General features: G+C 59.0%; 19 protein-coding genes and 1 riboswitch. Of the genes, 7 read left to right on the forward strand and 12 right to left on the reverse strand.

Annotated features, from left to right (window positions below):
- Positions 1 to 6: 6 nt before the first annotated feature.
- On the forward strand, positions 7 to 1,479 hold the full coding sequence (locus AFK63_RS12205) for a glycoside hydrolase family 1 protein (RefSeq protein ID WP_038863990.1): 1,473 nt from the start codon (positions 7 to 9) through the stop codon (positions 1,477 to 1,479).
- Positions 1,480 to 1,488: 9 nt separating this feature from the next.
- Positions 1,489 to 2,880 carry a glycoside hydrolase family 1 protein gene (locus AFK63_RS12210; RefSeq protein WP_038863992.1) on the forward strand — a complete coding sequence of 464 codons (1,392 nt, stop codon included), beginning with the start codon at positions 1,489 to 1,491 and terminating at the stop codon, positions 2,878 to 2,880.
- A 156-nt stretch (positions 2,881 to 3,036) separates the two neighbouring features.
- On the opposite strand, the gene AFK63_RS12215 is transcribed toward AFK63_RS12210, so the two are convergent.
- The 5 genes from AFK63_RS12215 to AFK63_RS12235 form a co-directional block, all read right to left on the reverse strand.
- Positions 3,037 to 4,362 (reverse strand): 6-phospho-alpha-glucosidase, encoded by a 1,326-nt coding sequence (locus tag AFK63_RS12215; RefSeq protein WP_038863994.1) that lies wholly within the window; start codon positions 4,360 to 4,362, stop codon positions 3,037 to 3,039.
- A 12-nt stretch (positions 4,363 to 4,374) separates the two neighbouring features.
- Entirely contained in the window at positions 4,375 to 5,973 is a 1,599-nt protein-coding gene (locus tag AFK63_RS12220; protein WP_038863997.1) for a PTS transporter subunit EIIC, read from the reverse strand.
- Positions 5,974 to 6,109: 136 nt separating this feature from the next.
- The gene (locus AFK63_RS12225; protein WP_038863998.1) at positions 6,110 to 6,844 is read right to left on the reverse strand and encodes a GntR family transcriptional regulator; all 735 of its coding nucleotides are present in this window, start codon (positions 6,842 to 6,844) and stop codon (positions 6,110 to 6,112) included.
- Between the two features lie 70 nt (positions 6,845 to 6,914).
- On the reverse strand, positions 6,915 to 8,363 hold the full coding sequence (rhlE, locus tag AFK63_RS12230; protein WP_038863999.1) for an ATP-dependent RNA helicase RhlE: 1,449 nt from the start codon (positions 8,361 to 8,363) through the stop codon (positions 6,915 to 6,917).
- Between the two features lie 180 nt (positions 8,364 to 8,543).
- On the reverse strand, positions 8,544 to 8,960 hold the full coding sequence (locus tag AFK63_RS12235; protein ID WP_038864002.1) for a YbhQ family protein: 417 nt from the start codon (positions 8,958 to 8,960) through the stop codon (positions 8,544 to 8,546).
- Positions 8,961 to 9,095: 135 nt separating this feature from the next.
- Here AFK63_RS12235 and AFK63_RS12240 point away from each other — a divergent pair, with 135 nt between their 5' ends.
- From AFK63_RS12240 to AFK63_RS12250, 3 genes are read left to right on the forward strand one after another with little or no spacing between them, the layout of a single operon-like run.
- Positions 9,096 to 9,857, forward strand: coding sequence for an endonuclease/exonuclease/phosphatase family protein (locus AFK63_RS12240; protein WP_038864003.1), 762 nt, complete (start codon positions 9,096 to 9,098; stop codon positions 9,855 to 9,857).
- Complete coding sequence (clsB, locus tag AFK63_RS12245; RefSeq protein ID WP_038864004.1) at positions 9,854 to 11,095, forward strand: cardiolipin synthase ClsB; 1,242 nt, start codon at positions 9,854 to 9,856, stop codon at positions 11,093 to 11,095. The genes AFK63_RS12240 and clsB overlap by 4 nt, the downstream gene beginning before the upstream one ends.
- Positions 11,095 to 12,123 (forward strand): lysylphosphatidylglycerol synthase transmembrane domain-containing protein, encoded by a 1,029-nt coding sequence (locus tag AFK63_RS12250; RefSeq protein WP_038864009.1) that lies wholly within the window; start codon positions 11,095 to 11,097, stop codon positions 12,121 to 12,123. The genes clsB and AFK63_RS12250 overlap by 1 nt, the downstream gene beginning before the upstream one ends.
- Positions 12,124 to 12,272: 149 nt before the next feature.
- On the opposite strand, the gene AFK63_RS12255 is transcribed toward AFK63_RS12250, so the two are convergent.
- From AFK63_RS12255 to moaA, 6 genes are all read right to left on the reverse strand, one after another.
- Positions 12,273 to 12,980: a Bax inhibitor-1/YccA family protein gene (locus AFK63_RS12255; protein ID WP_038864012.1), complete on the reverse strand. Its 708-nt coding sequence runs from the start codon at positions 12,978 to 12,980 to the stop codon at positions 12,273 to 12,275.
- A 105-nt stretch (positions 12,981 to 13,085) separates the two neighbouring features.
- Positions 13,086 to 13,538, reverse strand: coding sequence for a molybdopterin synthase catalytic subunit MoaE (gene moaE, locus AFK63_RS12260; RefSeq protein ID WP_038864014.1), 453 nt, complete (start codon positions 13,536 to 13,538; stop codon positions 13,086 to 13,088).
- A gap of 1 nt (position 13,539) precedes the next feature.
- On the reverse strand, positions 13,540 to 13,785 hold the full coding sequence (gene moaD / locus AFK63_RS12265; protein WP_038864015.1) for a molybdopterin synthase sulfur carrier subunit: 246 nt from the start codon (positions 13,783 to 13,785) through the stop codon (positions 13,540 to 13,542).
- On the reverse strand, positions 13,778 to 14,263 hold the full coding sequence (gene moaC, locus AFK63_RS12270; protein WP_038864018.1) for a cyclic pyranopterin monophosphate synthase MoaC: 486 nt from the start codon (positions 14,261 to 14,263) through the stop codon (positions 13,778 to 13,780). Before moaC ends, moaD begins: the two co-directional genes overlap by 8 nt.
- Before the next feature lie 3 nt (positions 14,264 to 14,266).
- A complete protein-coding gene (gene moaB / locus AFK63_RS12275; protein WP_038864019.1) occupies positions 14,267 to 14,779 on the reverse strand; it encodes a molybdenum cofactor biosynthesis protein B in 513 nt (170 codons plus the stop codon).
- 21 nt (positions 14,780 to 14,800) lie between these two features.
- Positions 14,801 to 15,790 carry a GTP 3',8-cyclase MoaA gene (gene moaA, locus AFK63_RS12280; RefSeq protein ID WP_038864020.1) on the reverse strand — a complete coding sequence of 330 codons (990 nt, stop codon included), beginning with the start codon at positions 15,788 to 15,790 and terminating at the stop codon, positions 14,801 to 14,803.
- Positions 15,778 to 15,914: riboswitch (molybdenum cofactor riboswitch) on the reverse strand. (Overlaps the previous gene by 13 nt.)
- A 221-nt stretch (positions 15,915 to 16,135) precedes the next feature.
- Here moaA and yvcK point away from each other — a divergent pair.
- Entirely contained in the window at positions 16,136 to 17,044 is a 909-nt protein-coding gene (yvcK, locus tag AFK63_RS12285) for a uridine diphosphate-N-acetylglucosamine-binding protein YvcK (RefSeq protein ID WP_038864021.1), read from the forward strand.
- A gap of 207 nt (positions 17,045 to 17,251) precedes the next feature.
- On the opposite strand, the gene uvrB is transcribed toward yvcK, so the two are convergent.
- Positions 17,252 to 19,273 (reverse strand): excinuclease ABC subunit UvrB, encoded by a 2,022-nt coding sequence (uvrB, locus tag AFK63_RS12290; protein ID WP_038864023.1) that lies wholly within the window; start codon positions 19,271 to 19,273, stop codon positions 17,252 to 17,254.
- Between the two features lie 890 nt (positions 19,274 to 20,163).
- On the opposite strand from uvrB, the gene AFK63_RS12295 reads away from it, so the two are divergent.
- On the forward strand, positions 20,164 to 20,874 hold the full coding sequence (locus AFK63_RS12295; RefSeq protein ID WP_038864024.1) for an ABC transporter ATP-binding protein: 711 nt from the start codon (positions 20,164 to 20,166) through the stop codon (positions 20,872 to 20,874).
- The last annotated feature ends 1 nt before the right edge of the window (position 20,875 follow it).

The raw sequence follows: 20,875 nt of genomic DNA on the forward strand, positions 1-20,875 counted from the left end.
AACTGCATGGCCTTTTCAAAACCATTTCCTGAGGATTTCCTGTGGGGCGGCGCGACCGCCGCGAACCAGCTTGAAGGCGCGTGGAACGTCGACGGCAAGGGGTTGTCGGTCTCAGACGTTTACACCTTTGATGTCAGCACGCCGAAAGAACGCTGGCTCGATCAGTGGCTCGGCATGACCCACCGCCAGGTGGCCGAAGCGCAGGATCCGGCCAGCACGAAGTATTACCCCAAGCGCAAGGGCAACGACTTTTATCACCGTTATGAAGAAGATATCGCGCTGTTCGCCGAAATGGGCTTTAAATGCTTTCGCATGTCGATCGCCTGGACGCGTATTTTCCCGCGCGGCGACGAGAACGAGCCGAATGAAGCGGGCCTCGCCTTCTACGATCGCGTCTTCGACACGCTGTTAAAACATAACATTGAGCCGATTGTGTCGCTCTCGCACTACGAGATGCCGCTCGCGCTGGTGACCGACTACGGCGGCTGGCCCAACCGCCAGCTGGTGAATTTCTACGTACGCTTCGTCACCGCCGTTTTCACCCGCTATCGCAAGAAGGTCAAATACTGGATGACCTTTAACGAGATCAACTGCGTGAAGCACCACCCGTATGTCAGCGTCGGGGTGATTGAAGAGAACCATCCGCATCTTGAACAGGCGAAATATCAGGGCGCGCACCATCAGTTTGTGGCGAGCGCGCTCGCGACCAAAGCGTGCCACGAGATAATCCCCGGCTCGCAGGTGGGCTGCATGATAAGTTACCAGATGCTCTACCCCCACACCTGCCATCCGGACGACTTACAGGCCTGCGAAGAGGAGCAGCGCGTCTCGCTGTTTTTCAGTGATGTCCAGGCGCGCGGCTACTACCCGGCCTGGACCGAGCGGATGTTCGCCGAGAAAAACGTCCGGCTGGAAAAAGCGCTGGGCGACGATGAGATCCTGCGTCTCTACCCGGTCGATTACGTGTCGTTCAGCTACTACATGTCGAGTACCGTCAGCGCGCACCCGGAGCAGCTTGAAGGCGTGACCGGCAATCTTATCACCGGCGGCATCCGTAACCCGTACCTGCCGCAGAGCGACTGGGGCTGGCAGATTGATCCGCAGGGGCTGCGCCTTGCGCTAAACCAGCTCTATGACCGCTACCAGAAGCCGCTGTTTATCGCCGAAAACGGCCTCGGCGCGCTCGATTCGCCCGCACCTGACGGCACGATTAACGACGATTACCGCATCGAATATCTGCGCCAGCATATCGGGCAGATGCAGGAGGCGCTCGCCGACGGCGTGAAGCTCTTCGGTTACACCTGGTGGGGGCCCATTGACGTCGTGAGCGCGGGCACCGCGCAGATCTCCAAGCGCTACGGTTTTATCTACGTCGATCAGGATGATATGGGCAACGGCAGCCAGGCGCGGTCGCGCAAAAAGAGTTTCCACTGGTACAAAAAAGTCATCGCCACAAACGGCGCGGATCTCAGCGATTAAGGAGCAGACATGGCAACGTTTCCGGAACACTTTTTATGGGGCGGCGCGATTGCCGCGAATCAGGCCGAAGGGGCGTGGAATGAAGACGGCAAAGGGCCGTCCATCGCGGATGTGGTGCGCGGCGGCATTATCTCCGGCAGGCACGACGCGGCGGTCGATCCGTCTCTCTATTACGCGAGCCATGAGGCCATCGATTTTTATCATCGCTATAAAGAAGACGTGGCGCTGTTTGCCGAAATGGGTTTCCAGTGTTTTCGCACGTCGATTGCCTGGTCGCGGATTTTTCCACGCGGCGATGAGACGGAGCCAAACGAGGCGGGGCTCGCGTTTTATGACGCGCTGTTTGACGAACTGCTGAAATATGGCATCGAGCCGGTCATTACCCTCTCCCACTACGAAACGCCGCTGGCGCTGTTTGAGGTGTACGGCGGCTGGAAGAATCGCGCGCTTATCGCGTTCTTTACCCGCTACTGCGAGACGGTGTTTCGCCGCTATCAGCATAAGGTCAAATACTGGATGACCTTTAACGAGCTGAACAACATGAACCGCATTCCGTTCGCCACCGGCGCGGTGGCGGCTGGCGCGTCGGCGCAGGAGATTTACCAGGCGAACCATCACCAGTTTGTCGCCAACGCGCTCGCCAATAAGCTGTGCCACAAGATTATCCCGCAGGCGAAAATCGGCTGCATGCTATCGCTCAGCACCGCCTACCCGGCGACCTGCCACCCGGACGATATGTTGGCGACCTACCAGTTGCGCCGCCGTTCGCTCTTTTACGCCGACGTGATGATGCGCGGCCGCTATCCGGCCTACGCGAAGCGCCTGTTTCGCGATAACGACATTGATCTCGAAATCCACCCCGGCGATACCGAACTGCTGGCGCAATACCCGTCGGATTATCTTGGCTTTAGCTATTACCGCAGCGTCCTGCATCGCGCAGGCGCGCAGCTGCGCGTCGACACCGGCGGCGCGATGGGCGAAGACAATCCCTGTCTTGAAAAGACGGCATGGGGCTGGCCGATTGACCCGGTCGGTCTGCGGCTGGTGTGTAACGAGCTTAGCGACCGCTACGAGAAGCCGCTGTTTATCGTCGAGAACGGCTACGGCGGCGATGACATCGCCGATGCACACGGCGAGTTTAACGACGAGGCGCGTATCGCCTATGGCCGCGCGCATATCCAGCAGATGGCCGAGGCGGTGGCGGATGGCTGCGACATCATGGGTTACACCTGGTGGGGGCCGATTGATATCGTGAGCGCCGGCACCGGCGAGATGAAAAAGCGCTACGGGTTTATTTATGTCGATAAAGACAACGACGGCAATGGCACCCTGTCGCGGCGCAAGAAGCGCAGCTTTGCGTGGTATCAACAGGTGATAGCCAGTAACGGCGAACAGCTTTAACGCGGCGGGCTGACGGCTGGGATCAGCGCCGCATCCCCGTCATCAGCGCCACAAAAAAGGGGGCGAGCACGCGCCCCCTGCTATTTATCACGATGAAACGCAAATCCCTATACCGATAAGGCGCCTTAGCGCAGCGCCATCCGCCATCACTACCCGCTACTTCAATTCCGGCCAATACGCTTTATTCGCCTCGATTAACGCATCCAGCACTTTGCGCGCTTTCTTCGCGTCCACCACGGTGCGGTTGAGCGTCAACGCCATCAGCGCTTTGGTATAGGAACCTTCCAGATACGCCTCCACCGTCAGCCGCTCGTAGGCGTACTGCTGCTCAATTAAACCTTTATAGAAGGTTGGGATTTTACCCACGCCAAACGGACGCGGGCCGTTGGCCCCCATTTGCGCCGCCACCTCCACCATCACGTCATTATCGAGATTCGCCACCAGGCCATTATTTTCCACCATCACGATAAATATCTTCTTCAGGTTGAAGGCTATCGATTCGGCCAGCTCGACGATCATGTCGCCGTGGGCGTCGTTGTGCACCACATGGACGTTTTTGGTGGTGCCTTCCGCCACTGCGGTGCGGCACTCGTCAAACACCCGCTTCTCACGCCCGTTAATCACTTCGTTGGCGCGGGTGTAATTCGGGTCCAGCTTGCTGAGCTTGTAATCCGGGTAAAGGTAATATTGCAGATAGGTGTTGGGCAGATAATCCGGGAAATCGTTCAGCATATCCGCCACCACCGCGTAGGTGTCGAGCCACGAGGCGTCGCGCTGCTCGGCATCCACCGGCTTAAAGCCGTTGCTGCGAATAATCGACTTCAGCTCCGGCACCAGATCCTGCCCGGTCTCGTCATACAGATGCGTAAACCAGCCGAAGTGGTTAAGGCCGAAATAGACCGGTTCGAAGGTTTCCGGGTCGCGGCCCAGCAGACGACCATAGGAGCGCAGCAGGTTCACCGGCTGGTCGCAGATATTGATAATCCGCTCATCTTTCGGAAAGCACTTTTTCAGCGCGTCGGCCACAATCGCCGCCGGGTTGGTATAGTTTAAAATCCACGCCTGCGGCGAGCGCTCGCGCACGTCGTTCACAAGCTTAATCACGTCGCCGATTGAGCGCATGCCGTAGGCAAACCCGCCGGGGCCGCAGGTCTCCTGGCCGATAACGCCGAGGCTCAACGGGATTTTTTCATCTTTTTCACGCATCGCGTAGCCGCCGGTGCGCATCTGACAGAAGATGAAATCCATCTCGTGAAACGCGACATCTTTATCCGTGGTGTAGACAAAATCGAGTTGCGGATATTCCTCGCGAAACAGCACCTTCGCGTACTCGCCAATCACCGCCTGGCGTTCGGCGTTCACATCGAACATAACGAGCCGCCCCAGCGGCAGACGCGTTTTCAGCTTGCACAGCGCTTTCAGTAAGCCCGGCGTCCAGGTGGAACCCCCACCGACTAAAACGATATTAAAAGTCTTTTGCATAATATGGCTCTCTTACGGCTGTTGGACGAGTAAGTTCTGTTTCACCCGGCTGGCGATACCTTCCACCTGCGGGCCATAGATAATCTGAATGTCGTTCTGGCTGGCATGGACGATGCCGCTGGCGCCGGTCTGCATCAGCGCGGGCTCGTCAATTTTCTGCATATCCGCCACCCGCACGCGCAGGCGGGTAAAGCAGCAGTCCACGGCCTGAATGTTGTCGCGACCGCCCAGACCATCGATTATCTGCGCGGTCGCGCCGCTGGCGGAGGGGGTAGCGGCAGGCGCGCGACGGTCATCCTCTTCGCGCCCCGGCGTGCGGGCGTTAAAGCGCAGGATGACCCAGCGGAACGTGAAGTAATACACCGGCGCCCAGATGGCCCCCAGCAGCAGGCTGAACCACCATGCGGTCTTTGCGCCGCCCAGGATGCCGAAGACGGTTAAGTCAATAATTCCGCCCTGCACATTGCCTATCATCACGCCCAGCAGTTGCGAACAGGCGAAGGAAAGGCCGGTCATGACGGCGTGAAAAATAAACAGCAGCGGGGAGACGAAAATAAAGCTGAACTCCAGCGGCTCGGTGATGCCGGTCGTAAAGGACGCCAGCGCGCCCGCCATCATCAGCGCCTTAACGCGCTGCTTGTGTTCCGGTTTCGCGCAGCGGTAAATCGCCAGCGCCGCGGCAGGCAGGCCGAACATCATCACCGGGATTTTGCCCTGCGCCAGAAAGCGCGTGGCCTCACGCACCACATCGCCCGCCAGCTCGCCTGGGTGGGAGAGCGAATAGTTAAAGATGGTGAGCGCGCCGATGATGCTTTCGTTATCGACATGCACCATGCCGCCCACTGGCGTGAAGCGCACCGTTTCATTGAGAATGTGATGCAGCCCGGTTGGGATCAACAGACGCTCGGTAAAGGCGTAAAAGAATGTCCCCGCCGCGCCCGCGTGGCCGATAAACTCGCCGAGACGGATAATGCCGCTCGCCACCACCGGCCAGATAAACGACAGCAGCACGCCGACGCACGGCAGCACTACAACGGTCACGATAGGCACGAAGCGCCGCCCGCCGAAATACGCGATCGCGGCGGGCAGTTCGATGGTGTAAAAGCGGTTATGCAGCAGCACGGTGACAATGCCTGCGATCACCCCGCCCAGGACGCTCATCTGGTAAGAGAAAATCCCGAGCGTGTTAGCGAATTCCGCGGCGTACATCACCGCTTCGGTCTGGCTGTAGCCCTTTTCCATAAAGGCGCTCACCGACGTCGTCGCGGGCGTCAGGCCCTGCGCCGTCAGACTGAAATTCACGCCGACGTGCAGCGTGATAAAACCAATGACCGCCGCGAGCGCCGCGGTCGGCTTTTCATCGCGCGCCAGCCCCACCGCCGCCGCGATGGCGAACAGCAGCGGCAGGTTGCCGAACAGCGCGCCCGCCACCTTGCGGATAAATCCAATCGCGTGCTGCATCGCCTGCGCATTTAGTAGCGCCTCGCTGACGATGGCCGGATTCTGCAACGCCGCGGCGAGGCCGAGGAAAATACCGGCCGCCGCGATCACCGAAATCGGCATCATCAGCGCCTTGCCTAAATCCTGAACAAATTCACCTGCCCGACTCATACGCGGCTCCCTTTACCAAGAGAAATGCTTAATGACAACGATGAGGGGATTATAGGCTGCTAACTTGTATAGTTGTCTATACAAGTTAGCAGGAAACAGAGGTTGATCACAAAACGCGCAGCGCTGGCGCGTGGCGCTAGGGGCGACTGGCAGTCAGGGTGAAGAGATAATGCTGTTGATTGTAATAGATTTCAGAGACTTCAAAGGGGGTGCCAAGCGTCAGCCAGGCGACAGAGGTCGCATGCAGAACGGGCTCTTCGCGTTGCAGACCGAGCATGTCCCGCACCTCGCGTGACGGCAGTTCGGCGCGGATCTGCTTTTCACTGTGGGCGACAGCAAAGCCTTTACGGCTAATGTAGGCATATTTGGAGGCGTTGAGATCCGCCTCGCTCAGATCGTCGAACGGCGCGCTTATCATCCAGGAGATTTCAAAGACGAACGGCACGTCGCCGAGCAGGCGCAGGCGTTTCATAAACCAAAGCGGTTCCCCTGCGGAAATGGCGAGTTGCGCGGCCAGCGCGTCACTGGCGCGGGTGCGTTCAAGGCAGATAAGGCGGTTGGTCATCGGCGCGTCAAGGCCGGTGGCCGCTTCGCTGGAGGAGAGATGCCGGTCGAGCGGCAGCGCGATGCGCAGCGGAGCGCTGTCGCGGGTAACGAACGTGCCCTGACCGCGGCGGCGCTCCACTTTGCCCTGGCGCACCAGGTAATCGACGGCTTTACGGGCGGTCATCCGGGCAATGCCGAACTGCTGGCAGAGCGCCGTTTCCGACGGCAGCGCGTCACCAGGGCGCAATGCGCCAGACTGGATCTGCGCCGTCAAAAACTGTTCGACCTGTAAATACACCGGCGTGGTGGAGTGCTTATCGATCATCGCAACGGGCTCCCGCAACAGACTGCGGGGTATGTTAGCTACCCCGCATCAGACTGGCAACGTCCGCGGATTATTCCCCGGACGCTTTACGCGGCGCGCGACGGGTGCGCGGCTTCGCGCCAGCCGGACGGTTGCCCTCGCCGCCCGGACGACGCGGACGGTCACCTGACGGACGATTGCCTTCACCACCCTGACGGCGCGAACGCTCGCCAGACGGCCGATTGCCTTCGCCATCCTGACGGCGCGAACGCTCGCCAGACGAACGATTGCCGTCGCCATCCTGACGGCGCGGCTGGCCCTGACCACGACCGCCGCCGCCCTGACCGCCGCGACCGCCACGGCCCTGACGACCGTTAACGATAGGCTCCGCCGGGATAGACGGGTCCGGCTCATAGCCCGGGATGGCCATACGCGGGATTTCACGCTTCAGCACGCGTTCAATATCGCGCAGCAGTTTGTGCTCATCGACGCACACCAGTGAGAGCGCCTCGCCGGTCGCGGCGGCGCGTCCGGTACGACCAATACGGTGAACGTAATCTTCCGGCACGTTCGGCAGCTCGTAGTTCACTACGTGCGGCAGCTCTTCGATGTCAATACCGCGCGCGGCGATGTCGGTCGCTACCAGCACGCGAATGCCGCCGGTCTTGAAATCCGCCAGCGCGCGGGTACGGGCGCCCTGGCTCTTGTTGCCGTGGATAGCCGCGGCGGTGATGCCGTCTTTATTAAGCTGCTCGGCCAGATGGTTAGCGCCGTGCTTGGTGCGGGTAAACACCAGCACCTGCTGCCAGTTGCCATCGCCAATCAGGTAAGAAAGCAGTTCCCGCTTACGTTTTTTATCAACGAAATGCACATGCTGCGTCACCTGCCCGGAGGCGGTGTTGCGGCGCGCCACAGCCACTTCTTCCGGATTGCGCAGCAGTTTTTCCGCCAGCGCTTTGATGTCATCGGAGAAGGTGGCGGAGAACAGCAGGTTCTGACGCTTCGCCGGCAGCTTCGCCAGCACGCGACGAATGTCGTGGATAAAGCCCATGTCGAGCATGCGGTCCGCTTCATCAAGCACCAGCACTTCGACCTGATCGAGCTTCACCGCGTTCTGGTGTTCAAGGTCGAGCAGACGACCAGGAGTGGCGATAAGCACATCTACGCCGCCGCGCAGTTTCATCATCTGCGGGTTGATGCTCACGCCGCCAAATACCACCAGCGAGCGGATATCGAGATATTTGCTGTATTCGCGCACGTTCTCGCCCACCTGGGCTGCCAGTTCGCGCGTCGGGGTCAGGATCAGCGCGCGCACCGGGCGACGGCCCTGAGGGTGCGGCTGGCTGGTCGTCAGGCGCTGTAACAGCGGCAGCGTGAAGCCCGCGGTTTTGCCGGTGCCGGTCTGGGCGCTGGCCATCAAATCTTTGCCTGAAAGCACCACAGGAATGGCCTGGCGCTGGATCGGAGTCGGTTCATTGTAACCCTGCTCGGCAATGGCGCGCAGGATCTCAGGGCTTAAGCCCAGTGAATCAAAAGACATAATTATTCCTGACTCGTCCCGACCGCAAAGGGTGTAGTTTCAGGGAGTCTAATGGCCGTCTGGCCGGAGAGGGGACACAAACCACAATGTCGCTAAGGGGCGGAGTGTAACAGTTTTTGTGAGGCAGCGCATAAAATCTCGCGCGCCCCACCGTTCTCTGACGTGCCGCCTTTTTATGGGTTAGCGGCGCAGGCCATGTTTCGATGAAAAGTGGGCCGCATCGCGCTTGCGCTCTTTCACCAGCAGCGAGAGCAGCGCCGGGCCTGCCAGGATCACGATGCCCGCGAGCGCCAGCAGCAAATTATTTTGCAGCACGCGCGAGAGCAGCCAGAGCGCAATCAGCGCCGCGCCAAAATACCAGGTCGTGGTGAGCTCTTCCAGAAAATCGCCTACTTCGCGCCAGACGCCGTCGTGATGGCGCTGAAACGCCAGCATCAGCGCGACCGTCAGCGCGTACAGCGCGCATAACAGCAGCCCGATTTTCACCAGCGCCCCGCTCATCCAGCCCACCACCAGCAGCGCCACGACCGCCAGATGCAGCATAATCTGCCAGCAGCTTAAGCCTGTCGCCACGCGAATATATTGTTGCCACTTCATGGCCGCACTCCTGTGGGATTTTTCACTCATTCTTCAGAGTACCGCAGTTTACGGAAAATTCCGTATCCCCGGCGCTTTTTGTGACTGGGACTACACTTTACTGACATCAGGAGAATAAGAAGTGGCTGGGGAAACATGGCAGATAATACACAGCGATTTTCATTTAACGTTTTGACTATTAATACCCACAAGGGTTTTACCGCTTTTAACCGACGCTTTATTTTACCGGAACTGCGCGATGCGGTTCGCACGGTCTCGGCGGATATTGTCTGTCTCCAGGAAGTCATGGGCGCGCACGAGGTTCACCCGCTGCACGTCGAAAACTGGCCGGACACCACCCACTATGAATTTCTGGCCGACACGATGTGGAGCGATTACGCCTACGGGCGCAACGCCGTCTACCCGGAGGGGCATCATGGCAATGCCGTGCTGTCGCGCTACCCGATTGAGCATTACGAAAACCGCGACGTCTCGGTGCCCGGCACCGAAAAGCGCGGCGTGCTGCACTGCCGTATCACCCCGCCCGGCTTCCCGAAAGCCATTCATGTGATATGCGTTCATCTGGGGCTGAAAGAGGCGCACCGTCAGGCGCAGCTCGCCATGCTGGCGGAGCTGGTCAACAGCCTGCCGGACGGCGAGCCGGTGGTGGTGGCTGGCGATTTCAATGACTGGCGCCAGCAGGCGAACCGCATTTTGCGCGCCCAGGCGGGGCTTGACGAGGTGTTCACCCGCGCTCACGGGCGTCCGGCGCGCACCTTCCCGGTAAGCTTCCCCCTGCTGCGTCTTGACCGGATCTATGTGAAAAACGCCTCGGCGAGCGCGCCGACCGCGCTGCCGCTGCGTAACTGGCGCCATCTTTCCGACCATGCCCCGCTGGCAGTGGAGATCCATCTATGAAAACAAACTGGCGTGACGGCAACCGCATTGAGTTGTTAGAGAACGGCGATGAATTTTATCCCGCCGTCTTTGAGGCGATAGATAACGCGCGCAGCAAAATCATTCTGGAAACCTTTATCTGGTTCGACGACAACGTCGGCCGCCAGTTGCATGAGGTCATCCTGCGCGCCGCACAGCGCGGCGTCAGCGTCGAAGTGCTGCTGGACGGCTACGGCTCGCCGGATCTCAGCGACGAGTTCGTCGGCACCCTCACCTCGGCGGGCGTAACGTTCCGCTATTACGATCCGCGCCCGCGCACGATGGGCATGCGCACGAATGTGTTCCGCCGTATGCATCGCAAAATTGTGGTGATCGACGGCGAAGTGGCGTTCGTCGGCGGGATTAACTACTCCGCTGAACATATGAGCGATTATGGCCCGGAGGCGAAACAGGATTACGCGGTACGCGTCGAAGGCCCGGTGGTGCAGGACATTTATCAGTTTGTCCTCAGTAATCTTGGCGAAGAACAGGTAAGCCGCTGGTGGCAGCGCCATTATCAGCAGGCGGTGGATAACACGATGCCGGGCGAGGCGCAGGCGCTGTTTATCTGGCGCGACAATAACGATCATCGCGACGATATCGAACGTCATTATCTGAAGATGCTGGCGAACGCCAAAAAAGAAGTGATTATCGCCAACGCCTATTTTTTCCCTGGCTATCGCCTGCTGCACGCGATGCGCAACGCCGCCCGCCGCGGCGTCAAGGTGAAGCTCATCGTGCAGGGTGAGCCGGATATGCCTATCGTTAAGGTAGGCGCGCGCCTGCTTTATAACTATCTGGTGAAGGGAGGCGTTGAAGTCTACGAATACCTGCGCCGTCCATTGCACGGCAAAGTGGCGCTGATGGACGATCACTGGGCGACGGTCGGCTCCAGTAACCTCGACCCGCTGAGCCTGTCGCTTAATCTGGAGGCGAATCTGATTATTCACGATACGCAGTTCAACCAGACCCTGCGCGACAACCTGACGCGCCTTATCCGCGAAGACTGTAAACAGGTGGATGAGAGCATGATGCCGAAACGCACCTGGTGGAATCTCACCAAGAGCGTCATCGTGTTCCACTTCCTGCGCCACTTCCCGGCAATGGTGGGCTGGCTGCCCGCCCATACGCCGAAGCTCGCGCAGGTGCCGCCGCCGGTACAACCTGAAATCGAAACCCAGGACCGGGTCGAGACTGAAAATCCGGGAGTGAAACCGTAATGGCGAAATCGCATTCGAAGTGGCGTCTGACGAAGAAGATCCTGACATGGCTGTTTTTTATCGCCGTCGTCGTGCTGATTGTGATGTACGCGCAGAAAGTCGACTGGGAGGAGGTGTGGAAGGTTATCAAAAACTACAACCGCACCGCCCTGCTCATCTCGGTGGCGCTGGTTATCGTGAGTTATCTGCTTTACGGCTGCTACGACCTGCTCGGCCGCGCCTACTGCGGCCATAAGCTCGCTAAGCGGCAGGTGATGCTGGTGTCGTTCGTCTGTTACGCATTCAACCTGACGCTGAGTACGTGGGTAGGCGGCGTGGGGATGCGCTACCGGCTCTACTCGCGCCTCGGGCTGCCGGGCAGTACGATTACGCGTATTTTCTCCCTGAGCATTACCACCAACTGGCTCGGTTATATTCTGCTGGGCGGCGTGATTTTCACTTTCGGCGTGGTGAAGCTTCCTGAGCACTGGTATATCGACGAGATGACGCTGCGCATTATCGGCGTGGCGCTGCTCGCCGTAATTGCGGTGTATATGTGGTTCTGCGCCTTCGCGAAGCGCCGCCATGTGACGATAAAAGGCCAGAAGCTGGTGTTGCCGTCGTGGAAATTTGCTATCGCCCAGATGGTGATTTCCAGCGCCAACTGGATGGCGATGGGCGCGATTATCTGGCTGCTGCTGGGCCAGGAGATCAACTATTTCTTTGTGCTGGGCGTACTGCTGGTGAGCAGTATCGCGGGGGTGATTATCCATATACCGGCAGGTATCGGCGTGCTGGAGGCGGTGTTTATCGCGCTGCTTGGCGGCGAGCACATCAGCCACGGCGCGATTATCGCGGCGCTTCTCGCCTACCGTATGCTCTATTTCTTCGCCCCGCTGCTGCTGGCTATCATTTTCTACCTTGTGCTTGAGAGCCGTGCGAAGAAACTGCGCGCCAAAAACGAGAAGCAGCTCGCGAAAGCGCAGCAGTCCGGTGAGGTGCCAGAGGAGAACGGCGAGCCGCCGCTGAAGCTTGCAAAAGAGAAGTGAGGTACGACGGCGGGTGGCGCGTGGTTTACCCGCTCTACCCAGGAAGGGCTTGTTGTATGCAGGGCGGGTAAGCGTCAGCGCGCCCGCCCCTCACCCCGCGCCCATAAAAAAACCCTCCGCAGAGGGTTTTTATTTGATGTGAAGCGCCGTTAGCGGCGGTTGCCGAAAATACGTAACAGCATCAGGAACAGGTTGATGAAATCGAGATACAGCGTCAGCGCGCCGAGAATCGAATATTTGCGCAGGTTCCCGCGGTCGCTCACGTCAATCTGCTCGCCCAGGGTTTTCAGCTTCTGCGTGTCATAGGCGGTAAGGCCCACAAACACGATAACGCCAATATAGGTGACCGCCCACATCAGCGCCGGGCTTTTCAGCCAGAAGTTCACCAGCGAAGCGATAATCAGCCCGATCAGCGCCATAAAGAGGATATTCCCCCAGCCGCTGAGATCGCGCTTGGTGGTGTAGCCGTACAGGCTCATCACGCCAAACATCCCCGCCGTCACCACAAAGGTGCTGGCAATCGAGGCGTAGGTATAGACCAGGAATATCGATGAGAGCGTCAAGCCGGTGAGCGCTGAATAGAGCATAAACAGCGCGGTGGCAACCGCCGGGCTGAGCTTATGCACCAGGCCTGAGAGAATAAACACCACGGCGAGCTGGGCGATAATCAACCCGAAGAACACAAACCGGCTTGAGAAGATGTACATCATCAGGTTTTCATTATTGGCTGAATACCAGGCGACAAACGCGGTCAGTAACAGACCACAGGTCATCCAGCCATACACCTGCGCCATAAAGGTTTGCAGCCCGGCGCGCGGCTGCACAATAGTTTGACTTGAGCGTGGGAATCGATCCATGACGCTGCCTCACTTATACGGTTAATGTGCGGTTAATGCGTGTCGAGACACACGATACGTGCGTCTCCCCTCTATTAAGCCTGGAACAAATCTCCGCCGATGTCATTACCAGCGCTGCGCCGCCTGCTGATCGCTGTCGCGCGCCTCGACCCAGCGGTCGCCTTCCGGCGTGGCTTCACGCTTCCAGAACGGCGCGCGCGTTTTCAGATAATCCATAATAAACTGCGCCGCCTCGAAAGCCTGGCTGCGGTGCGCGCCGGTCACGCCGACAAAAACGATTTCATCGCCCGGCCACAGTTCGCCCACGCGATGGATCACGGATACGCGCTGCAACGGCCAGCGCGCCCGCGCCTCCTGAACAATCTCCGTCAACGCTTTCTCAGTCATGCCCGGATAGTGCTCCAGCGTCAGCGCACGCACGCTGTCGCCGAGGTTGTGGTTACGCACTTTGCCGGTAAAGGTCACGACCGCGCCGTCTTCATCGCACTGCGCGAGCCACTCATACTCTTCGCCGACGCTGAAATTTTCATGGCCGACGCGAATGCGGGTATTGTTCATCTTAGCCTCCGGTCACGGGCGGGAAGAAGGCCACTTCGTCGCCGTCGGCGAGCGGATGGTCAAACGGCACCAGCGTCTGATTCACCGCCGCCAGCAGCTTGCCGGATTCCAGCGCCAGCGCGAAGCGCCCGCCGCGCGCCGCCAGATGTTGCCGCAACGCCTCGACGGTTGCGAAATCCGCCGCCACGCGCTCGGCATCCACGCCGGTCAGCTCGCGCACCTGCGCGAAAAAAAGCACGTTAATCATGGGCATCCACCTGAAAATCGCCTGATTTGCCGCCGCTTTTTGCCAGCAGCCGCACCGGGCCAATCACCATATCTTTCTGCACCGCTTTACACATGTCGTAGATGGTGAGCGCCGCCACCGAGGCGGCCGTCAGCGCTTCCATCTCAACGCCCGTTTTACCGGTAAGACGACACAGTGACTCAATACGCACGCGGCTGTGCGCTTCGTCCGCGAACAGCTGCACTTCCACTTTGCTCAACAGCAGCGGATGACAGAGCGGGATCAGCTCCCAGGTGCGCTTCGCCGCCTGGATACCCGCGATGCGCGCGGTGGCGAACACGTCGCCCTTGTGGTGGCTGCCGTTAACGATCATGGCCAGCGTTTCCGGGCGCATAGCGACAAACGCTTCAGCGCGCGCCTCGCGCACCGTTTCCGCTTTTCCGGAGACATCGACCATATGGGCTTCGCCGGCGGCGTTGATGTGGGTCAGTTGCGACATAACTTACTTCTTCAGATGAGGGTGAAAATTACACGGGCGCGTGCGGGCGTCGAGCTGCGGCGCGATGATGTTTTCCCAGGCCGTGCGGCAGGCGCGGGTAGAGCCCGGCATCGCGAAAATCAGGGTGTCGTTGGCAATCCCCGCCACTGCGCGCGACTGCATCATGGCCGTGCCTATCTCTTCAAACGAGAGCATACGGAACATTTCGCCGAAACCTGCGATTTCACGGTCGAACAGCGGCAGTAGCGCCTCCGGCACCTGATCGCCTGCGGTAAAACCAGTACCGCCGTTAATCAGCACCACCTGTACGTCGTCGCTGGCTATCCAGCGCGACACCTCGGCGCGTATGGCGTAGCGGTTCTCTTTGACGATGGCTTTATCGACCACCTGATGTCCGGCCTCAATCGCCGCATCACGTAAAAAATGCCCGGAGGTGTCGTCATCTTCGCCGCGACGGCTGGAAACCGTAAGGATGGCGACGCGCGCCGGCAGAAACTCTGCGCTAACCTGACTCATAGTGACTCCTTGTGCGCGGCGTCAGCCGCCGATATAGGACAGATTCTGGGTGATGCCGGTATTGCCCTGATGCAGGAAATGGGTTTGCTTTTTACCGCGCAGCGCCTCTTCGATACGCGCCATCAGCGCCGCCTGCTGCCCTTCTTCGGCCAGCAGATCGCGCAGATCCACGCCGCCGTCGCCGAACAGGCACAGATGCAGCTTACCGATCGACGAGACGCGCAGGCGGTTGCAGCTGGCGCAGAAATCTTTCTCATACGGCATGATAAGCCCGATCTCACCGTCATAATCCGGATGGCAGAAGACCTGCGCCGGGCCGTCAGCGCGGCTGCGCAACTGGTGGATCCAGCCGCGTTTTAGCAACTCGTCGCGAATGGTCGCGCCCGAGATATGGTGCTGGCGGAACAGCTCGCTGCCCTCGCCCGTTTCCATCAGTTCAATAAAGCGTAGCTGGATGGAACGGGTTTTGATCCAGTTGAGAAAGGTATCGAGCTGGTGATGGTTCACGTCGCGCATCAGCACGGTGTTGACCTTCACTTTCGCAAAGCCTGCGTCAAAGGCGGCGTCAATGCCCGCCATCACCTGGCGGAATTTATCCTGGCCGGTGATGGCGTGAAACTGGCGGGCGTCGAGGCTGTCGACGCTGACGTTGACTGCCGTGAGTCCGGCGTCGCGCCACTGCGCGACGTCGCGCGCCAGGCGGTAGCCGTTGGTCGTCACGGCAATCTGGCGAATGGAGGGGTTTTCACGCACGGCGGCGATGATGTCGCAAAAATCGCGGCGCAACGACGGCTCGCCGCCGGTCAGTCGCACTTTTTCAGTGCCAAGGTTTGCGAACGCGCGCGTCACGCGGCGAATTTCATCGAGTGAAAGAAAACCGTTGTTGGTAACGCCGGCGGGCTTGTAGCCATCCGGCAGGCAGTAGGTGCAACGAAAGTTGCAGACGTCAGTCACTGACAGGCGTAAGTAATAGAACTTACGCGCAAACGCATCGGTAAGTTGAGAAGCCATGTACACCTTTCCAAATCGGGAGATGCAGTCATTTCTTCCTGCACCCTGGTGGCGTTTCGCCACGGCCAGAGCGCCATATTTTATTGAAAACGTAGGCGCAAAGGCTTGAGTGTCATATTCAGGTAATTAAACCTGCCAGCCGCGATAGTAGCGCGTTACGGCGTTTTTCGCCACGCGCGATTTCGCTATATAAATTTATATATAACGGCATTATTCCCGTTACGGGCACCAGAATACGCAAAACCCGCGCTTTCACTTTGATGTGTGTCATTTTCGACGCCAGCCGATCGTTTTTCTGACGCTTTTCAGCTAACGTATGCGGGATCGATATAATAAGGATTAGGTATGCGCAATCGCACGTTTGCGGACCTCGACCGGGTGGTGGCACTCGGCGGCGGTCACGGTTTAGGACGCGTCATGTCCTCGCTCTCTTCTCTGGGGTCACGTCTGACAGGCATTGTCACCACGACCGATAACGGCGGCTCCACGGGCCGTATTCGTCGCTCGGAAGGCGGCATCGCCTGGGGCGATATGCGCAACTGTCTGAATCAGTTAATTACCGAACCGAGCGTCGCGTCGGCGATGTTTGAATACCGTTTTGGAGGTAATGGAGAACTTTCGGGGCATAACCTCGGAAATCTCATGTTAAAAGCGCTCGATCACCTGAGCGTGCGGCCTCTTGAGGCGATCAATCTCATTCGTAACCTGCTCAAAGTCGACGCGTTCCTGATCCCGATGTCCGAGCAGCCGGTGGATCTGATGGCTATCGATCGCGAAGACAACGAAGTCTATGGCGAGGTAAACATCGATTTATTGAGCCACCCGCCGAAAGAGCTGATGCTTTACCCGAGCGTCAGGGCGACGCGCGAGGCGGTGGAAGCGATTGGCGAGGCTGATTTAATTATCATTGGTCCCGGCAGCTTTTACACCAGCCTGATGCCGCTGCTGTTGCTGGACGATCTCGCGAAGGCGCTGCGCCGCACGCCTGCGCCGATGGTCTACATCGGCAATCTGGGGCGCGAGCTGAGCCCGGCCGCCGCCGCGCTGCGTCTGGAAGAAAAACTGGCGCTGATGGAAGCGCGTGTTGGCAAACGTGTCGTGGATGCGGTCGTCGTCGGCCCGAAGGTGGATGTCAGCGGGGCGCAGGACAGAATCATCATTCAGGAGCCGCTGGAAGCGAGCGATATTCCCTACCGCCACGACCGGCATCTCCTGCGCGTCTCGCTTGAAAAAGCCATTCAGGCGTTGGGGTGACCCCTGGCGTGAATGGGCGTGATGAGAAAGTGTGGGGTTTTACCGCCGCAACGGCGGGTGAGACCGGGGCTGTCGCGGGGCACGATGGCGGGTGCGCTTACCCGCCCTGCAAACGCCATGCTCTTTGTTCAATATCGCAGGGGTAAGCGAAGCACCGCTGCTTACCCTCCACGTTGACGCATTCACGCCCGCGCCAGAGCGAGAGCATTACGAGGCAGCGATAAACAGCTCGCGTAGCTGGTGAAGCTTGTCGCGCAGCTGCGCCGCCTCTTCAAACTCCAGGTTCTGGGCGTGCTGCACCATCTGCGCTTCCAGCTGATGAATTTTCTGCTGCAGCGCTTTCGGCGTCAGCGCCAGCTCAGCGGCTTCGACATCGGCGACGGTCCGGCCTTTGCCGCGGCCTTTCGGCTTGGTTTTCGCGATATTCTCGCCAAGCGCCAGAATATCCACCACCTTCTTGTTCAGCCCCTGCGGCACAATGCCATGCTCTTCGTTGTATGCCTGCTGCTTCTCACGACGGCGTTCGGTTTCGCTAATCGCTCTGGCCATCGACGGCGTAATTTTATCGCCGTAGAGAATCGCTTTACCGTTGACGTTACGCGCCGCGCGGCCAATGGTCTGAATAAGCGAGCGCTCGGAACGCAGGAAGCCCTCTTTGTCGGCGTCAAGAATAGCCACCAGCGACACTTCCGGCATATCCAGCCCTTCTCGCAGCAGGTTAATGCCCACCAGCACGTCAAATTCACCCAGCCGCAGGTCGCGGATGATTTCCATACGCTCCACGGTATCGATGTCAGAGTGCAGGTAGCGCACCTTCTCGCCGTGCTCTTCCAGATATTCGGTTAAATCTTCGGCCATTCGCTTGGTGAGCGTCGTCACCAGCACGCGTTCGTTGATAGCGACGCGTTTGCGGATTTCCGACAGCAGATCGTCCACCTGCGTCGCCACCGGACGCACTTCGATAATCGGGTCGAGCAGCCCGGTCGGGCGCACCACCTGATCGATAATCTCGCCGCCCGATTTTTCGAGCTCATAGTTGCCGGGCGTCGCCGACACATAGACGGTCTGCGGCGCCAGCGCCTCAAATTCTTCAAACTTCAGCGGACGGTTATCCAGCGCCGACGGCAGTCGAAAGCCATACTCCACCAGCGTCTCTTTGCGCGCCCGGTCGCCGCGGAACATCCCGCCGATTTGCGGAATGGTCACGTGCGATTCGTCGATAACCAGCAGCCCGTCCGCCGGCAGATAGTCAAACAGCGTTGGCGGCGCCTCGCCCGGCCCACGCCCGGAGAGATAGCGCGAATAGTTTTCGATGCCCGAGCAATATCCAAGCTCGTTCATCATTTCGAGATCGAACTGGGTGCGCTGGGTCAGACGCTGCTCTTCCAGCAACTTGTTGTTCTCAAGCAGCACCTTACGACGCTCCGCCAGCTCCACTTTGATCTCTTCCATCGCCTGCACGATGCGCTCGCGCGGGGTGACGTAGTGCGTTTTCGGGTAGACGGTGAAACGCTGGATAATGGAATCCACGGTGCCGGTCAGCGGGTCGAACAGCGACAGCCGCTCCACCTCTTCGTCAAACAGCTCGACGCGCAGCGCCAGGTCGTCCGATTCCGCCGGGAAGATATCGATCACTTCGCCGCGCACGCGGAAGGTGCCGCGCTGAAACGCCTGATCGTTGCGGGTATATTGCAGCTCCGCCAGTCGACGCAGAATCGCGCGCTGGTCAATGATCATCCCTTTGGTGAGATGCAGCATCATTTTCAGATAGAGATCCGGATCGCCCAGACCGTAAATCGCCGACACCGACGCCACCACAACCACATCGCGCCGCTCCAGCAACGCTTTGGTCGCCGACAGACGCATCTGCTCAATATGCTCGTTCACCGACGCGTCCTTTTCGATAAAGGTGTCGGAGCTCGGCACATAGGCTTCCGGCTGGTAGTAGTCGTAGTAGGAGACGAAATACTCGACAGCATTCTCCGGGAAGAATTCTTTCATCTCGCCGTAAAGTTGCGCCGCCAGCGTTTTGTTAGGCGCCAGTACCATCGTCGGGCGCTGCAAATCGGCGATAACGTTCGCCATGGTGAAGGTCTTACCCGAGCCCGTCACCCCAAGCAGCGTCTGGTGCGCCAGCCCGTCCTCCAGCCCTTCCTTGATGCGGCGGATAGCCTCTGGCTGGTCGCCGGAAGGTTTGAAAGCGGAGTTGAGTTTGAACGGTTTGCTCATGAAGAAACACCTGATGAAGATTCGCGCGGAACAGAGCGTTAATTGTACTCACCGCAGCGATTTTTGCCAGCGATAAATACTGGATATAAAATCAGTAGCCGGTTAGCGGATGTTGTCTCTGTCGCGCTTTTACCGGCAGGAATGAAGAAAATTTGCCCGCTTGCGAGATAAAACACTGCCGGGTAGCGGTTATCCCCAGAACTTTTTGTCCTTTAACATTTGTCAAGCGAAGCTGTGATACTTTTGTTGCAGCAGATGACACTTTTCCTTCAGCGCTTGCTTTTAATTAACCTGCTAATTTAAAACGATTTTTCATAAAAGACGGCTTTCGCGCCAGATCGGGTGAAACCCGCATCGGCTCTCGCTTACGGCGCGTTTTCTAACTCTAATGCACAAGGTTATCCACAGGAATAGTGGATAACTGCCTCCAGCCCTGAAAGCGCGCCGCGTGGGCTATTCACTCTGAACCCCCGCGTCTGGCTCAGAAAAAATTTTTCCCGCCTGGTTTTCGCCATATTTACGTCCTCTGACGGGCGCCTGTGGCGCGATCCCATTCACAGATTTTTGCTTAGCTTTTGCCCCGCGCTGCACCAAAACCACGCTAAGCCTGGCACTCAAAACGTGCACGCCGACAGGCTTTCGCCAGGATAACGCACTGGCTTGCCGGCGCTCCTTTAGGTTTAGTCTCAATTCCTGGCCCGATCAAAGGTGTTTTCACTGGCTGGCAAGAGAATTGCAATACCCCTGTTACCGGAACGACACCCGCTTCCCGTCCTTGCCGGGGAGCGAAGCAGGATGCGTGGGCAGACCGGGGAAGTCAGAGCGCGACCCGCGTTTACGCGCGGCGCGCCAACGCCGTTTTTCGATACCCTGTCTGAAGGAGAAGCGCCATGTTAAGTCTGCACGCGGTTAACCACTTTTACGGCACGCAGCATACCCTGTGGGACGTCAGCCTTGATTTACTGCCGGGGGAGTGCACCTGCGTCATCGGCGCGCCGGGCATGGGAAAGACCACGTTGTTGAACTGCATCGCCGGGCATTTACCGGTGAAAAGCGGCAGTATTCTCTGGCGCGAGGCCGGATGCGCGCCGCAGGAGTTAATGCGCGTCGGGGCGCAGGCGCGCGCGGCGCTGGGCATCGGTTATGTGCCGCAGGAACGGCGCTATTTTTCGCAGCTCACCGTCGAAGAAAATCTGCATATCGCCCTGCTCGCGCAGCCCCGGACCGGAGCCACCCTGCCGGAGCCGGTGTTTGACCTTTTCCCGGCGCTGTATGACGAGCGCCACGCGCAGGCCTCGCGCCTGACGCCGGAAGTGGCGCACCAGCTGACTCTTGCCCAGGCGCTGGTGACGCGTCCGCGCCTGCTCATCCTTGATGAACCGACGCGCGGGCTTGGGCAGAAATTTATTCCGCGACTGGGCGATATTCTGGTGCGGCTTAACCGCGAATGGGGAATGAGCCTGCTGCTGGTGGAGCGCCACCTGGCGTTTATCCGCCGGGTGGCGGATCGCTTCTGTCTGCTGCATCGCGGGCGCGCCGTGGCCCGCGGCAGCGTGGCGCAGTTAACCGATGCGCGCATGACGCACTGGATAACGCCCTGAG

The sequence above is a fragment of the Cronobacter muytjensii ATCC 51329 genome, assembly GCF_001277195.1.
GTDB classification, from domain to species: domain Bacteria; phylum Pseudomonadota; class Gammaproteobacteria; order Enterobacterales; family Enterobacteriaceae; genus Cronobacter; species Cronobacter muytjensii.

Excerpts from the sequence above, each read along its gene's own strand:
- AFK63_RS12205 (WP_038863990.1), top strand. The coding sequence starts at position 7 with ATGGCCTTTTCAAAACCATTTCCTGAGGATTTCCTGTGGGGCGGCGCG.
- AFK63_RS12210 (WP_038863992.1), top strand. The coding sequence starts at position 1,489 with ATGGCAACGTTTCCGGAACACTTTTTATGGGGCGGCGCGATTGCCGCG.
- AFK63_RS12215 (WP_038863994.1), bottom strand. The coding sequence starts at position 4,362 with ATGCAAAAGACTTTTAATATCGTTTTAGTCGGTGGGGGTTCCACCTGG.
- AFK63_RS12220 (WP_038863997.1), bottom strand. The coding sequence starts at position 5,973 with ATGAGTCGGGCAGGTGAATTTGTTCAGGATTTAGGCAAGGCGCTGATG.
- AFK63_RS12225 (WP_038863998.1), bottom strand. The coding sequence starts at position 6,844 with ATGATCGATAAGCACTCCACCACGCCGGTGTATTTACAGGTCGAACAG.
- rhlE (WP_038863999.1), bottom strand. The coding sequence starts at position 8,363 with ATGTCTTTTGATTCACTGGGCTTAAGCCCTGAGATCCTGCGCGCCATT.
- AFK63_RS12235 (WP_038864002.1), bottom strand. The coding sequence starts at position 8,960 with ATGAAGTGGCAACAATATATTCGCGTGGCGACAGGCTTAAGCTGCTGG.
- AFK63_RS12240 (WP_038864003.1), top strand. The coding sequence starts at position 9,096 with ATGGCAGATAATACACAGCGATTTTCATTTAACGTTTTGACTATTAAT.
- clsB (WP_038864004.1), top strand. The coding sequence starts at position 9,854 with ATGAAAACAAACTGGCGTGACGGCAACCGCATTGAGTTGTTAGAGAAC.
- AFK63_RS12250 (WP_038864009.1), top strand. The coding sequence starts at position 11,095 with ATGGCGAAATCGCATTCGAAGTGGCGTCTGACGAAGAAGATCCTGACA.
- AFK63_RS12255 (WP_038864012.1), bottom strand. The coding sequence starts at position 12,980 with ATGGATCGATTCCCACGCTCAAGTCAAACTATTGTGCAGCCGCGCGCC.
- moaE (WP_038864014.1), bottom strand. The coding sequence starts at position 13,538 with ATGAACAATACCCGCATTCGCGTCGGCCATGAAAATTTCAGCGTCGGC.
- moaD (WP_038864015.1), bottom strand. The coding sequence starts at position 13,785 with ATGATTAACGTGCTTTTTTTCGCGCAGGTGCGCGAGCTGACCGGCGTG.
- moaC (WP_038864018.1), bottom strand. The coding sequence starts at position 14,263 with ATGTCGCAACTGACCCACATCAACGCCGCCGGCGAAGCCCATATGGTC.
- moaB (WP_038864019.1), bottom strand. The coding sequence starts at position 14,779 with ATGAGTCAGGTTAGCGCAGAGTTTCTGCCGGCGCGCGTCGCCATCCTT.
- moaA (WP_038864020.1), bottom strand. The coding sequence starts at position 15,790 with ATGGCTTCTCAACTTACCGATGCGTTTGCGCGTAAGTTCTATTACTTA.
- yvcK (WP_038864021.1), top strand. The coding sequence starts at position 16,136 with ATGCGCAATCGCACGTTTGCGGACCTCGACCGGGTGGTGGCACTCGGC.
- uvrB (WP_038864023.1), bottom strand. The coding sequence starts at position 19,273 with ATGAGCAAACCGTTCAAACTCAACTCCGCTTTCAAACCTTCCGGCGAC.
- AFK63_RS12295 (WP_038864024.1), top strand. The coding sequence starts at position 20,164 with ATGTTAAGTCTGCACGCGGTTAACCACTTTTACGGCACGCAGCATACC.